General features: G+C 50.0%; 9 protein-coding genes. 4 read left to right on the top strand and 5 right to left on the bottom strand.

The genetic code is table 11. The features are described from left to right. The first annotated feature begins 11 nt into the window (after window positions 1–11). Window positions 12–1,907: a RagB/SusD family nutrient uptake outer membrane protein gene (locus BLQ88_RS30475; RefSeq protein WP_090156807.1), complete on the top strand. Its 1,896-nt coding sequence runs from the start codon at window positions 12–14 to the stop codon at window positions 1,905–1,907. Window positions 1,908–2,153: 246 nt separating this feature from the next. On the opposite strand, the gene BLQ88_RS30470 is transcribed toward BLQ88_RS30475, so the two are convergent. From BLQ88_RS30470 to BLQ88_RS30460, 3 genes are read right to left on the bottom strand one after another with little or no spacing between them, the layout of a single operon-like run. Continuing rightward, window positions 2,154–3,008, bottom strand: coding sequence for a sugar phosphate isomerase/epimerase family protein (locus tag BLQ88_RS30470; protein WP_090156806.1), 855 nt, complete (start codon window positions 3,006–3,008; stop codon window positions 2,154–2,156). A gap of 60 nt (window positions 3,009–3,068) precedes the next feature. Then, window positions 3,069–4,445 carry a M16 family metallopeptidase gene (locus tag BLQ88_RS30465; protein ID WP_090156901.1) on the bottom strand — a complete coding sequence of 459 codons (1,377 nt, stop codon included), beginning with the start codon at window positions 4,443–4,445 and terminating at the stop codon, window positions 3,069–3,071. A gap of 24 nt (window positions 4,446–4,469) precedes the next feature. Beyond that, a complete protein-coding gene (locus BLQ88_RS30460; protein WP_090156805.1) occupies window positions 4,470–5,792 on the bottom strand; it encodes a M16 family metallopeptidase in 1,323 nt (440 codons plus the stop codon). A 75-nt stretch (window positions 5,793–5,867) separates the two neighbouring features. On the opposite strand from BLQ88_RS30460, the gene BLQ88_RS30455 reads away from it, so the two are divergent. Then, window positions 5,868–6,665: an endonuclease/exonuclease/phosphatase family protein gene (locus BLQ88_RS30455; RefSeq protein ID WP_090156804.1), complete on the top strand. Its 798-nt coding sequence runs from the start codon at window positions 5,868–5,870 to the stop codon at window positions 6,663–6,665. Here BLQ88_RS30455 and BLQ88_RS30450 read toward each other — a convergent pair. Further along, window positions 6,652–8,379, bottom strand: a complete 1,728-nt coding sequence (locus BLQ88_RS30450) for a VRR-NUC domain-containing protein (RefSeq protein ID WP_090156803.1) — start codon at window positions 8,377–8,379, stop codon at window positions 6,652–6,654. The two genes, BLQ88_RS30455 and BLQ88_RS30450, sit on opposite strands and share 14 nt — an antisense overlap. Window positions 8,380–8,676: 297 nt before the next feature. Between BLQ88_RS30450 and BLQ88_RS30445 the strand changes: the two genes are divergently transcribed. Beyond that, a complete protein-coding gene (locus BLQ88_RS30445) occupies window positions 8,677–9,867 on the top strand; it encodes a phosphoglycerate kinase (protein ID WP_090156802.1) in 1,191 nt (396 codons plus the stop codon). A 123-nt stretch (window positions 9,868–9,990) separates the two neighbouring features. Here the strand turns inward: BLQ88_RS30445 and BLQ88_RS30440 are convergent, their stop codons facing one another. Beyond that, the gene (locus BLQ88_RS30440) at window positions 9,991–12,432 is read right to left on the bottom strand and encodes a TonB-dependent receptor (protein ID WP_229212934.1); all 2,442 of its coding nucleotides are present in this window, start codon (window positions 12,430–12,432) and stop codon (window positions 9,991–9,993) included. 309 nt (window positions 12,433–12,741) lie between these two features. Here BLQ88_RS30440 and guaA point away from each other — a divergent pair, with 309 nt between their 5' ends. Continuing rightward, the gene (gene guaA / locus BLQ88_RS30435; RefSeq protein WP_090156800.1) at window positions 12,742–14,271 is read left to right on the top strand and encodes a glutamine-hydrolyzing GMP synthase; all 1,530 of its coding nucleotides are present in this window, start codon (window positions 12,742–12,744) and stop codon (window positions 14,269–14,271) included. Window positions 14,272–14,613: the final 342 nt, after the last annotated feature.

Genomic DNA, 14,613 nt, shown 5'->3' with positions numbered 1-14,613 from the left:
ACCTGACTTTTATGAATACCAGAAAAATATTTACGAGTGTAGCATTCGGTCTTGTAGTACTGTCGGGCTGCCAGCAGGATTTCCTCGACCGGAAACCCGACGATCAGGTGGACGCCGAGCAGGTTTTTACCCGGTACAACAAAACGAACCAGCTGGTTACCGACCTGTACGACAATGCCAAAGGTTCCAACAGTCCGCTGGTTTTTTTCTCCCACTTCTCCTCGGCACCTGTGACCGACGAGGCGGAGGGCTCAACCGCCGAAGGTAGCCTTACCAACAAGTTCAATACCGGTGACTGGAACCCCAATAAAATGCCCGACAATAGTAGCCGCGGTCAGTACTGGTGGGATTTGTACTCCCGCATCCGTAAGACCAATGTGATCCTGGAAGGTGTGAAGAAATATAACACGCCGGATAACCCGCTGCAAGCCGGCGACCTCGACAAACGCCTCGGTGAAACCTACTTCATGCGCGCCTACTTCCATTACCTGGCCGCGCGCATGTACGGGGAGGTGGTTTACATTACCAGCACCATCCAGCCCAGCGGCCCAATGGATTTCAAGCAAGAGTCATTCCATGCCATAGCGGAGAAAATCCGGCAGGATTGCGATTCAGCATTTGCCAGGGTTCCTGGCAGCTGGGGCGGGGCTGATTTTGGTCGGGTGGATAAAGGGGCCTGTCTGGGTCTGAAAGCGATGATTTCCTGGATGGCCGCCACGCCGATGTGGAACGGCGGAACCTTCCCGAACGATACGCGCCAATTTGCCGGTGAATACGCCTATAATGTAGATCGCTGGGTGAAAGCCAAAGAAGCTGCCAAAGCGGTAATCGATTTCAAAGTCGACGGTCGCCAGCGTTACAGCCTCTACCAGGGCCACGACGCTTCCGATTTTCGCGACGATGCCGGTGTGAACAACAACAATTCCAAAGTGCCCGCACGGCTCTGGGATCTGTACCACGATATGCAGTCATTCCAAAATGAAGCCGTGTTCTTCGTCACCCGTGATAAGGACAACAACTGGCAGGGCGACATTTACCCGCCAAGCTGGGGTGGCAGCTCGCGCCAAATGCCGGTGCAGGAGCAAGTGGATGAATATGAATACATTGCGCCGAATGGATTTGGCTATCCGGTGTACGGTACCCGCGCCAAAACCGACGGCTACGACGATGGTAACCCTTACGAAAGTGTGAAAAGAGACCCGCGTTTCTACCGCGATATCGTGTATCACGGTTCAACTTTCAAAGGAAAAGTGATCAATACTGCCACCGGCGCGGATAAAATCGGTGCTTCGAACTCATCGACGACAGGCTATTTCCTGCGCAAAATCCTCCGGGAATCGTGGAACCGCGACAAGAGCTTCTCCATCAGCGGCCCGCCGATCTGGCGCCTGCCTGAGTTTATTTACATTTATGCGGAAGCAGTGAACGAGTCGGCCGGGCCTAATGCGGAAATTTACCAAATGCTGAATGACGTGAGAAAGCGCTCTTTCATGGCGCCCATCCCGACGGAGGCGCAATCGAACAAAGCATTGATGGACGAATACATCAAACGCGAGAGAAGGGTAGAGCTCTTTTACGAAAACAACCGCATCTGGACTTCACGCTTATACCTAGAAGCCAGCTCGGCCAAAGAACTCACCCGCGAACAGGCATGGCAGAGCGCCGGGGCGACCAACGAGCAGCGCTCACAAGGCTACTGGCCGTACCCGAAAACGCAAAGGATGATCAACGGTATGAAGCCGGTGGAAGACGCAAACGGAAAGATCGTGGTAGAGGGCAAAAAGTACCGGATGCAGCGCTATTTTGTAGAAAGCCGCGTGTTCGTAACGCCAAGGCATTACCTCTTCCCGATCATGCAAGACGAGTTGCAGCGCACCCCAACGTTGAAGCAGAATCCGGGGTGGTGATTTGAAGGGAGGAAAGGGAGGAAAGGAGGAAAGGGAGGAAAAGGAGGAAGGGGAGGAAGGTGTAAAAAATGGCGCGAAGGTTTCCTTCGTGACTAAATATTCGCAGGCCTCTGGCCGGTCAGTACCGCAAACCGATATTGCAGTATAGACCGGCCAGAGGCCTGCGAATAGTATGTACGAATCCGGAGATTCGTACGAGCGCTACCAGCGCCTTTTTCCTTCCTCCCTTTCCTCCCCTTCCTCCCTTTACTCCTTTATCCCCTTAATATAAGCAATCGTCACCGGGATCTGCTTTAAGTATGAAGGACTTTCGTCTTCAATAAAATAATGCTTGATACCCACTTTCTTCGCGGCTTTCAAAGTCGCCGGGATGTCGATCTGGCCGGTGCCCAGTGCTACGTCGTTCGTAGTGGGCGTACCGCCGGAGAGGTCGCCTTTCACGCCTTTTTTCAGGTCTTTAAGGTGCATCAGTTTCCAGCGCGTAGGATATTTCAGAAGCAGTTTCGCGGGGTCTTGTCCGGGGAATGCAGTCCAAAGTACATCCATTTCGAAGTTGACGTATTCCGGATTCGTGTTTTTAACAATGTAGTCGAACAGCGTGCCGTTTTCGTACGGTACGAACTCGTAGCCGTGGTTGTGGTAGGTCAATGAAATACCTGCTTCTTTTAGCTCTTTACCGGCTTTGTTGAAATCTGCTACTGCTTTTTTCGCGGTTTCTAGGTTGAAATTGCCTTTTTCGTGAGGAATCCAGGCTACCATCACGTAAGTAGCGCCGAGGATTTTGGCATCTTTGATGGTTTGGGCAGTGCTTTCGCTCAGTTTCTTGTAGTCCGCACCGATGGAACGCATTTTAATGCCGCGTTTGTCGAGCTGCTTGCGGAGTTCCTCGGTGGTCATGCCGGCGATAGGGCCACCTTCCATTTCGGTAACGCCGAGCGATTTGATGGTATCCAGCGTCGCTTCGATGCCCTTGCCCCAGCTGCCGCGGAAAGTATATGCCTGTAAGCCGATCGGAGCGGTATATACCTTTCCTTGCGCAAAAAGGTCGCTCCCGCCCAGCAATGCAGCTGCCAGACAGCCCAGACCGATTAGTTTTTTCATTGTCATTTCGTTGATTGTTTTAGATAGGTATTGCCAAAAGCAGCACCTGTTATCGATATACTAAAATCCGTCTGCCTTGATCTGCTTTTCGCTCAGCTCGCCGTATTTTTTGACCTGGTCCTTGATCTCCGATGCTTTACCCACCAGCACGAATTGCAGCTTATCTTTCGGGAAATAAGTCGCGATAATTTCTTTTGCCTGTGCCACAGTCAGCCCATCGACTTTCGCCTGGAAAGTATTGATAAAACTTTCATCGAAATTATAGGTGAACATATCAGTCAGCAAATCCGCCAATGCGCCCGATGATTCGTAATCCGGTGGGAATTCGCCTTTCACGTACGCCTTCGCGGACGCGAGGATTTCTTCGTTAATACCATGCTTATGAAGACTGTCGAGGACGCTCAGCGCCATATCCATTGCTGGAACGGTCGTGGAATTTTTGGTAAAAGTGCTGATACCGAATGTACCTGCATATTTGTAGCGGCTGAAACGGCTGCCTGCGCCGTAGGTCAAACCCGAGTTCACGCGCAACGCGTCATTCAGCCAGGAGGTAAACCGGCCACCCAAAATTGTATTGATTACCACCACCGGTACATAATCCGGAGAATTGTAGTCGATACCCTTGCCGCCGATCATGAAAGTAGTTTCACGGGCGTCGTCCTTATTCACGAGCAATACGCGCGCCTTGTCGAATTCCAGGTTGGGCGCCACGCGTTTCACCATTCTGGCGGGGGCGGTTTTCCAGCCGTCGAACAATGCGGTCACCTTTTTCTTCATATCCGCCGTTTTGAAATCGCCCACAATCGCGATCGCACCTTTGCCGGTTGTGTAATTGTTTTGGTAAAACGATTTCACAGCTGCAACGTCGATCTTTTCGACTGTTGATTTGCTGCCGGTCGTGGGCGTGGCGTAAGGAAAATTGCCGAACAGGAATGCATTATAATAGTTACCGAGTACCGACCGTGGGCTTTCCTTCGCCTGCGCAAGTTCGAGCAATGTGCGCTGTTTGTGTTTGTCAAACTCCGTGGCATCGAAAACCGGGTACATGAGTACCTGCTGGATGAGTTCGAAAAGCTTGTCCTGATCTTTCACTGCGAATGATGCGCCTAGTCCCGCCTCGTCTTTCGAAGCATAGGTGGAAAGGCTGGCGCCGACGTAATCGGTCATTTCCTCGATCTGCGCCTTGGTGTACTTCTGCGTGCCGAACAGCAATGCGTCCGCCGTCAGGCTGGCGAGGCCGTACCGCTCGCCGTCGTTGATCGAACCCGCGTCGAAAGTGGCTGAAACATTAATCAGCGGCACTTCGTGTTGTTCCATGAGGTATACCGTAAGCCCGTTTTTGAGCTTGAACTTTTCAAATGGCGGTACTTTGAAATTATTCTGGGCCTTTGCCGCGAATGCGCACAATGCCAGGATGAGCAACATGATATTTTTCATTCCGTATTTCATTTTTGAATGGCTCTATTTCGAATTTTCGGGCAGCAGGGAGCCGACCGTCCGGTTGCGTTCCGTAAAATACTGGCCTGCTACGCGCTTGATATCCGCAACTGTCACCTTTTTATAGTTTTCCGGCGCTTCGAACATCTTTTTATAATCACCAAAAAACACCTCGTAAGTACCAATGCTGTTGGCCTTGCCATTGATCGTTTCGAGCGTGTGGTAGAATTCCATGAGTTTCTGGTTCTTCACTTTCTGCAATTCCGCATCCGTTACGCCATTTTGAATGATCATATCGATCTGTTTTTCAATGGCTTTTTCGAGGTCGGCCGCTGAGACATTATCGCCTGCCACGGCGAAAATGGCGAAAAGCGTCGGATCGAAGCCATTATCGAGCCCGGCGGACACGCTGGAAGCGATGGTCGTATCCATCACCAGCGACTTCACGAGCCGCGACGAGTTGCCGGAGCTCAGCAGACTGCTGAACAGATCCAGTGCATAGTAATCGGCATGGGCGGTTTCGGGGACGTGGTAGGCTAGGAGCAGATTCGGCGTGGTAATGTCCTTATAGGTCGTCACACGGCGTTCGCCGTTCTGCGCAGGTTCGATCGTGCGGATCTTAGGCGGCAATCCCCGCGCCGGAAGCGGCGCCATGTATTGGTCCGCCAGCTTTTTGACCTCGTCGAATTTGATATCACCCACTACCACCACGGTTGCATTGTTGGGCGAGTAGTAAGTTTTGAAATAGTTTTCCAGATCCGCCTGCGTCCAGCTCTTAATGTCCGATTCAAACCCGATTACCGGGAACATATAAGGATGCTCCTGGAATGCAACGGACTGCACCTGCTCGCCGATAAGCCGGTAATTGCTGTTTTCGAGCCCGGTACTGCGCTCGGAAAGCACCACGCCGCGTTCGCTTTCCACCATTTTCGGGTCGATGGTAAGGTGGCCGATGCGGTCGGATTCAAGTTTGAAGATTGTTTCCAGGGCGTCCTTTTGGAACCAGTCGGTGTAGACGGTCACATTTTCAGTGGTGTACGCGTTGTTGGAGCCGCCGTTGGCTTCCATTACCCGGTCGAACTGCTTCGGGCCGTAGCTTTTGGAGCCATTGAACATCATGTGTTCGAAGAAGTGGGAGAGGCCCGTAATGCCATGGACCTCGTTGCGCGAGCCTACCTTCCAGAAAAGGTACATATTGGCCGTCGGAATCGAATGGTCTTCGAGGACGAGGAATTTCATGCCGTTGCCGAGCGTGAAACTTTTTACATCCTCCGGTTTGGTTTGCGCATGCGCAACGCCCAGGCCCGTCAGCGCGGCCGCGGCGATCAGAATTTTTCGGAGCTTCATGAAGCAGGGATTGTTAATGAATGTGTAATGATAGGTATTTTTGGAGCATTATTAATCTAATCATTCGTACCACCGATGAAGAAGTATGTTTTCCCTTTACTCACATTCCTCGCACTCAACGGAGTAGCAGGAACGTTGCCCGACCGGCCTGCCAAAAAGCAGCGTTTCAAGGTCATGACCTACAACATCCACCATTGTAACCCGCCCTCCGCCGGGGACAAGATCGACGTGGAAGCCATTGCGAAAGTGATCAATGCCGAAAAGCCCGATTTTGTGGCATTACAGGAAGTAGACGTGAATACCGAGCGCTCCGGCAAGGGCAAGAACCAGGCGCAGCAACTCGCCGAGCTTACGGGTATGAAGTTTTATTTTTCCAAAGCGATCGATCACCAGGGCGGCGATTACGGCGTGGCGGTTTTGACTAAATTCCCGATCGTCGATTCGGCGAAATTCGCATTGCCTATCCGCCCGGAATTGAAGGAAGAAGACCGGACGATAGCCGCGGTGACCGTTAAATTGCCGGATAACCGCCGGTTAATATTTGCCAGCACGCATTTGGGCCTCAAAGAACCCAACCGCATTCACCAGGCCGAAACCATTATGAAGCATTTCGGTGAAACGGAATTACCGATGATCCTCGGCGGCGATTTCAATGCAACGCCTGAAAGCCCGGTCATAGCCTATTTCGATAAGTACTTCACCCGCTCATGCTCGGATTGCAAGCCTACCATTCCGGTGGAAGTGCCCAGGAAAACCATCGATTTCATCATGCACAAGCAGGGGAGCAAGCTGAAAAGTGCCAACACGACGGTAATCGACGAGAAATATGCGTCGGATCACTTGCCTGTGACGGCCGAGTTTACATTAGACTAACGTCCTCCCTGATCCAGTTCACCCGCACAATGCGGCTCTGGACACCGTGTTCGGCGAAGAAATGCTGCCAATGCAGCTGCCGCGACGACAAATGGTCGGTTGGCGATTTGATTTCGATGAATGCGTAATCGTCGCCGTTCCATACCAGCAGGTCAGGGAAGCCGCGGGTGTTTTCGCGGAGGTTGAGCGCCATTTCGAGCATGATCTTGTGGATCTTTTCGGGGCTCAAAAGGGAAGTTAGTGTTAGTACTTTTTCCAATGCGCCTTCATACCACGGAACGAGCACATTGGTAATGCCATATTTGTCCGCAAATGTCTGTGTAACGAGCTCGTCGATAATTTCCCGCGAATGCGCGGCGGCGAGCCGTTCCTTCAATTGTTCCGACCGTTTGAAATAGAAATCGGGGAGGAAGAAATCGGATGGAATGCGTTGCAGCGGGTTATGGATCGTCTGCACATTGGTATCGTAAATAATGTCCCAGAACAGCAGCCCGAACAATGCACGCCACGGCTCGTTTTCGCTGAAAAACGCATTGTACCCCTGCTCCTGGTAGTAGGTGATCGCCCCGAATTCCACCCGGAAACGAAAGGAAATCGGTACTTCGATCGCCTCCGCAGCCTTTAAGGCCTGGGTCGTCCGTTTGACGGTCCGGGCCTTTTTATTTTTGATCTTTTCATAAAAATCCAGGCTGAAAAAGCGCTCGTCGGCATTCTGAGGGCTTTCGGAAATTTCTTCACATAATGCCAGCGCCTCGTCGATCTCGCCCAGGTTGTACAGCAGCCGCACGCGTCGCTCGCGGGCGGGGGCGTCGTTGGTGAGCTGGTAAATGGTGAGCGCCTGAGAGAGCATTTTCTTGCGTTCCAGCCAAGCGCTTACCTTTAATATAAATGTATTGAATGGAGGTATAGCCTTATGACTGAGCCCGGTGCCGCTCGCAGCGTGCCAGTTCATGAACCAGTCGTAAATCTCCTCCGGCGGCAGGTCCTGCTTGATCACATCGAAAGTTTCCTTCATCAACGATACCATCAATGTATCGTCAGCGTCTTTCCGGGTATCGAACTGGATGGAGAGATACTGCTCATCGAACGACTGGAACCGCACGTGCCCCAGGTCCCGGACGACGAATTCAGTCATATCGGCGTAGCGGTTGCCGAAAAAAAGGAATTTCATCAGCATTACCTCCGCTTCGAACGATACTTTCACCACCGGCTCTATTTCCCCGATCACCTCGCACAGCACCGAAAACTCATATTCATACAGCAGCCAGCGTACCAGATCGGGCTTTTTAATACTTTTGGAAGGCATTACGTCCGGTTGGAGCAGTTTGGTGACTTCCAGCAATTCCGGTTTGGTGAAAAGGTCGATTACTTCTCCGAAACGACTTTCGTGCGCTTCGCAAAGCGTTTCGATGAAGTCGCGGTCGAGGAGCTCGGTAAGCACTGCGGGCATGTCCTCGATTTCTGCATAGGAAAGGCTGTTGGTGCGGAAAAACGATTTGCTACGGTTGCTGAAACGGATAAAAAGGCATCGCGCATCCTCAGAAAGCGATTCGTAATTATCCAGAAATTCCAGCTCGGGCTCGTGTAATATGTGGGCGTAGCGCCTGCGCACGAACGCAAGCACGTAATTGAAATATTCGAGATAGTACTTGGGTGGTAAATCCGTGGGGAACACCTGTTCCTGGGCGAACGGATCGGTCAACTTGGCGGACAAAACGGTTACTTTTTTTAGTTGATGAAGAAATAAAGTTACCAAAAATATGGAATGAGTGAATGAGTCAATGAGAGAATGAGTGAATGTTTTTAGGTTGAAACTTCGGCGGTGAAAGTATTGGCAACGGTAAGTGCGGGATGATTATATTAAAATTTGGTTAATTCGCAATTTTATAGAAAAATGAAAGGTAAAAATTGGATTATAGCTATTATGGCAGCCGTGTTTTCTGAAAAGCATAGTATATAATTAAGAAATTGATTTACATTTGCTACCTATGGAAATCAATTTTACCTGCCCATGACAACATTAGATTCTTATGATTTTTCAGGGAAAAAAGCCCTGGTACGCGTGGATTTCAATGTCCCGCTTAATGAAAAATTTGAGATCACGGACGATACCCGTATCCGTGCGACCATTCCTACAATCAGCAAGATTCTTAATGACGGCGGTTCCGTCATTTTAATGTCACACCTGGGTCGCCCGAAGGACGGTCCTACCGAAAAATACTCCCTGAAACACCTGGTAAACCCGCTTTCGCTCATCCTGGGCAAAACCGTGAAGTTTGCCGACGATTGCATTGGCGCAAGCGCTACCGAGCTGGCAGCCGCATTGCAGCCGGGAGAAGTTTTGTTGCTCGAAAACCTGCGTTTTTATAAAGAAGAAGAAAAAGGTAACGAAGAGTTCGCTGAGAAACTTTCGAAACTGGGCGATGTGTGGGTAATGGATGCATTCGGTACCGCACACCGCGCGCACGCTTCCACGGCTGTGATCGGTAAATTCTTCACCGACAAAGTTTGCGGTTATGTAATGCAAGCGGAGCTGGATAACGCAGAACGTCTGCTCGAACATTCGGAAAGACCTTTCACAGCGATCATGGGCGGTGCCAAAATCTCCGACAAAATCCTGATCATCGAACGCCTGCTCGATAAGGTAGATAACCTGATCATCGGCGGCGGTATGTCATATACATTCTCCAAAGCACAAGGCGGAAGCATCGGCAAGTCTTTGCTCGAAGCGGATAAGCAAGACCTTACGCTTGAACTCGTTGAAAAAGCGAAAGCCAAAGGTATCAACCTGATTTTGCCGGTGGATACCGTGATCGCCGATAAATTCTCGAACGATGCGGAACGCAAAGTGGTAGAGGCTGGTAATATTCCCGACGAATGGGAAGGTCTGGATATCGGCCCTAAAACCGCGGAGATTTTCGCTGACATTATCAGAAAATCCAAAACCGTACTCTGGAACGGCCCGATGGGCGTTTTCGAATTCCCGAACTTCGCGAAAGGTACCAATGCCATCGCTGAGGCGGTAGTATCGGTAACCGAAGAAAACGACGCATTCTCGCTGATCGGCGGTGGTGATTCGGCTTCGGCGATCAACAATGCAGGCTACGGCGACCGCGTGAGCTACGTTTCAACGGGCGGCGGTGCATTGCTGGAATACATGGAAGGCAAAGTGCTTCCGGGTGTTGCCGCGCTGCAAGCATAAGCATTTCGATATTTAGGTTAATACCAAAAAAGAAATCCATCCCGCACATCGCGGGATGGATTTTCTGCATAACAAACCTAACTAATTTATGAACACTGGCCTCGTTCGGCCGGGATTCCACTTTTAATTGCCGCCTGCGCGTTTCTGCAAATCATCCGATCCGGTGTTGCGCTGGCGGGCGCCCTTCACATTCTGGTTACCGAAGTTGTAAGTGAAGGTGAGTCTGAACTGGCGGCTGGGCCATTCGGAACGCACTCTGAAATCGATATCCTTGTACACCGCGGTACCATTGAAGCGGTTGGTCCAGAAGATGTCGTTCACATTGAAACGGATCGTTCCTTTTTTGTTCAGGATATTCTTTTGCAAACCTGCATTGATCATTCCCATCGGGCGGGCTGCGTACAATCCGTAGAACTGCCTGCTATTATACCATCCGGAAAGCTCAGCGGACCATCCCTTACCGATAGTAAATTGGTTGCTCGCATACATATTCCAGGATACCTGCTTGATTTCCAGCTGTTGTTCCAGGTAATATGACTTGTAATGGTTGTAAACACCCGTAAAGTTCGTTTGCACTTGCCACCATTTAGTGACCGGTATCGGGAATGAGACGGTCAGGCTGATATTGTCCTGGTTATCAAGGTTATCCGAGGTAACGAATGTCTTGTTCTCCGAAGCGATCTGCTGGGGCAGCTCGTCCGCGATCATATCCTTAATGCGGCTGTAAGCCAGCGTCGTATTCAATGCGTTTTTGTAAACGTGCACCAACTGGAACGAATGCGTGTACTGCGGTTTCAGGTTCGGGTTACCGCGCTGGAATGTGTAAGGGTCGAGGTAAAACTCGAACGGGTTCAGCGACTGGTAGTTCGGACGGTCGATCCGGCGGCTGTACGAGACGTTGATCACATTGTTCGTATCCAGCTGGTTCGAGAGAAATACGCTCGGGAAAAAGTTAATGTAATTTCTGTCGCGTTTCTGGTTCAATGTCACCGAGTTACCGATCGAATGTGTGTGTTCCGCACGAACGCCCAACTGGTATTTGATCTTCTTCGAAATAGCACCGGCATAGTTCGCATAAGCCGCATTCACGTTTTCGGTGTATTTGAAGCGGTTGGAGCGTTTCGGGTCCAGCTGCCAGTCGTCGGCAAACGTTTCGAACACCATATCGTTATCCGAAGTCACATAACTTGATTTCAAGCCGGTTTCAAACTTGCCTTTGCCGATCGTCTGCGTGTAATCCAGTTTCGCCATCGCAATGTTGATGTCCGAAGGCATATCGTTGCGTACGATTTCCGTAGCTGCTTCGTCGGGCGTGCCGTTCGCGTTGAAGTACCGGGTATCCAGCTCACTTTTCTTTTTGCCGCCGTAATGCACGTAGTCCAGGTCGAAGGTCAGCTCTTTTCCTTTATCATTGAACTGGTGTTTCAAATTCACGTTGGAACTGATATTATTCATTTTACCGCCATTGAAAACGTTGGTCCGGAACGTCCGTTGCAGGCTAAGGTCTTCGTTCAGGATCCGGGTGTTGGTTTGCCCGAACGGGTTGCTCCAATCATTATAGAACCCGGAAACCAGTACGCCCACTGTGGTTTTGTCCGTTGCAAAATAGTCGAGGCCGGCACGCACATTATAGTATTCCGATCGGTTGATGCGCTCCGTTTTCTGGTCGAAAATCGTCACTTTGTCCTCGAAAGGAATGGTGCGGTAAATGTCGTTATTGTTGAATCCTTTGTTATAAAAAGCGCCGCCGCTGATGAATGTACTTATTTTCCCCGCCCGGTGGTTAAGCGTTCCGGTGGCATTCGCGCGGCCGTATTTCGCCCACGCGCCGCCTAGGTTGATGTTACCGTTCGTGCCGTAGTTCTTGTTGCGCTTCATTTTGATATTAATGATCCCAGAGTTACCCGCCGCGTCGTATTTGGCGGATGGGTTCGTGATCAATTCTATTTTCTCGATGTTGTCGCTCGGCGTGTTGCGTAGGAGTGTGATGAGTTCCTGCTGAGATAAAAAGGTCTGTTTTCCGTCAATCTGAACAATTACCCCTTCCTTGCCGCGCAGTTTCAGTTGTTCGTTCTGCTGATCGACCGTCACACCCGGAGCGCGTTCCAGCACTTCCAGTGCCGTTGCACCTGCGGAAACAATGCTGTTTTCTACATTCACCACCGTTCTATCGATTTCCTGTTCGATAAATGGCTTTTTCGCCACCACAGTCACTTCGCTCAATGATTTGATATCTGATTTTAATGTGAAAACAGGAAGGTTTACCGGAGTATCTTTTACGTTGAAAGGTTCGCTGTAAGCTTTTTGATACCCTACCATCGAGATCAGCGTCAGGTATTTACCTTCCGCCACCTGGTCGAATGCAAATTTTCCTTGCTCATCGGCTGCAAGCCCTTTTACAAGCACCGAATCTTTGGCTTGCAGGAGAAGGATATTCACAAACGGGAACGGCTGCGACTTTTCGTCCAGCACCGAGCCGGTGACTTTTCCTTTTCCGGTAAGAGGCTGGGGAGCTTGTGCGTGCACAAATCCACTGCCCAGCAGCAGCGCTGCAGTTAGGTTCATTAAGATTTTCATGGCTAATAGTTAAAAGTTCAGCGTACCGGGGTGAGTGATTCCATTAGGTACGCTGCAAAGATAGGTACTAGGTATAACATAGAACCTTTGATTACATAAAAGGCGAGTATGTTATATAAGTGGTGTGTGTCTATCTTTCGGCTTATAGATACAAAGGGATAAAAGGAAGTTGCATATTGGCTGGAAAAAAGTTTAAACGGTTAAATAGGTATTTGAACGTCAGAAACGTCGAAGTTTCAACTTCGTTTTTTGCTTTTCACCCAATCTCCCTACCTTTGCGTTTTAGATAGTATATATATGACTGAACAAATTCTGATTTTAGATTTTGGCTCACAGTACACCCAGTTAATTGCACGCAGAGTTCGCGAACTGAACGTTTATTGTGAAATCCACCCATACAACAACTTCCCCGAACTCACTCCCAACGTCAAAGGTGTCATTCTCTCAGGTAGCCCCTGTTCGGTAAGGGACGAGGATTCTCCCCGGGTCGACCTCAACAAATTCCGCAAAACATTGCCGCTGCTGGGCGTTTGCTATGGTGCGCAGCTGTTGGCACAGGAGCTTGGCGGCGATGTGAAACCGTCGCAGCACCGTGAATATGGTCGTGCTAAGCTGGAAATCGGTGATCCGGATTCTTCATTGCTGGCGGGTTTGTCGGAATCGTCGCAGGTGTGGATGTCGCATGGCGATACCATCGTTCGCGCACCGCAGAACTTCCACGTGATCGCTTCCACGGAATCGGTGAAGGTGGCTGCATTCAAAGTTGAAGACGAATTGACCTACGGGATCCAGTTCCACCCGGAAGTTACCCATACAATGGAAGGCAAAAAGCTGATTCACAACTTCGTAGTGAACATTTGCGGTTGCAAGCAGGACTGGACTTCCGAATCGTTTGTAGAACATACCATTGAACAGCTTCGCAAGAAACTGGGTAATGACAAAGTCGTAATGGCATTGTCGGGCGGTGTGGATTCTACGGTGGCTGCCACGTTGGTGCATCACGCGATCGGCCAGAATTTGTATTGTATTTTCGTAGACAACGGTCTGTTGCGTAAGGATGAATTCGAGCAAGTGCTGCATTCTTACCAGGATATGGGCCTCAATATCAAAGGTGTAGATTCTAAATCGCACTTCTACCAACAGCTCGACGGACTGTCTGACCCCGAAGCGAAACGCAAAGCGATCGGCAAGTCGTTCATCGATATTTTCGACCAGGAAGCACATTTGATCGAAGACGTGAAATGGCTCGGACAGGGTACCATTTACCCCGACGTGATCGAATCCGTTTCGGTGAAAGGCCCTTCGGCGACCATTAAATCGCACCACAACGTAGGTGGTTTGCCCGATTTTATGAAACTGAAAGTAGTTGAGCCGCTGAATACTTTGTTCAAAGATGAAGTAAGGGCGGTTGGACGTACACTAGGTATCGACGAGAAGATCCTTAGCCGCCACCCGTTCCCGGGACCAGGTCTGGCAATCCGTATTTTGGGCGAAATCACCGAGGAAAAAGTCGCTATTCTGCAAGATGTGGATGCGATCTTTATCGGCGGTCTCCGCAAATGGAACCTCTATAAAGACGTTTGGCAGGCGGGCGCCATGCTCCTTCCTGTGCAAAGCGTAGGCGTTATGGGTGACGAGCGCACGTATGAGCGCGTAGTTGCGCTGCGCGCGGTAACGTCGGTGGACGGTATGACTGCCGACTGGGCGCATTTGCCTTACGATTTCCTCGCGGAAGTATCCAACGACATTATCAATAAGGTGAAAGGGGTGAACAGGGTCGTTTACGACATTTCTTCGAAGCCACCTGCAACCATCGAATGGGAATAACGAATACGAAAAAAGCGGACACCGAGTCAGTCATGGTCGGAAGATTTTTCTTCCGACTTTTTTTGTTTCATAGGGGCTGTTTTTTATTGGTTAATCAGTTGATTTTTAGTTATTTATTGTTGGTTTTACGAGGCAAATTGATTATCTTTAGTAATTGATAGTCAGCAAGATATGCCCGTTTTTAAAGATCACAAGGTTAACATCAATCATCTTTTAGGTTTCATTCCCGAAGCCCTTATCGCCCATCTTTCGGCAACTACCAGGGTTGATCATTACACCAAAGTCCTGCATGGTAAAAAGATGTTTTACCTGTTAATGTATGGCATTTTAGAGAATGACAGA

This window comes from Dyadobacter soli, from assembly GCF_900101885.1.
GTDB lineage: Bacteria > Bacteroidota > Bacteroidia > Cytophagales > Spirosomataceae > Dyadobacter > Dyadobacter soli.
Note: the sequence above shows the minus strand (reverse complement) of the source record. Positions and strands in the feature narration are given on the sequence as shown.

Bases quoted from the DNA above. Each gene is read 5' to 3' on its own strand.
- BLQ88_RS30470 (WP_090156806.1), bottom strand. From the start codon at position 3,008: ATGAAAAAACTAATCGGTCTGGGCTGTCTGGCAGCTGCATTGCTGGGC.
- guaA (WP_090156800.1), top strand. From the start codon at position 12,742: ATGACTGAACAAATTCTGATTTTAGATTTTGGCTCACAGTACACCCAG.
- BLQ88_RS30455 (WP_090156804.1), top strand. From the start codon at position 5,868: ATGAAGAAGTATGTTTTCCCTTTACTCACATTCCTCGCACTCAACGGA.
- BLQ88_RS30465 (WP_090156901.1), bottom strand. From the start codon at position 4,445: ATGAAAAATATCATGTTGCTCATCCTGGCATTGTGCGCATTCGCGGCA.
- BLQ88_RS30445 (WP_090156802.1), top strand. From the start codon at position 8,677: ATGACAACATTAGATTCTTATGATTTTTCAGGGAAAAAAGCCCTGGTA.
- BLQ88_RS30475 (WP_090156807.1), top strand. From the start codon at position 12: ATGAATACCAGAAAAATATTTACGAGTGTAGCATTCGGTCTTGTAGTA.
- BLQ88_RS30460 (WP_090156805.1), bottom strand. From the start codon at position 5,792: ATGAAGCTCCGAAAAATTCTGATCGCCGCGGCCGCGCTGACGGGCCTG.
- BLQ88_RS30440 (WP_229212934.1), bottom strand. From the start codon at position 12,432: ATGAACCTAACTGCAGCGCTGCTGCTGGGCAGTGGATTTGTGCACGCA.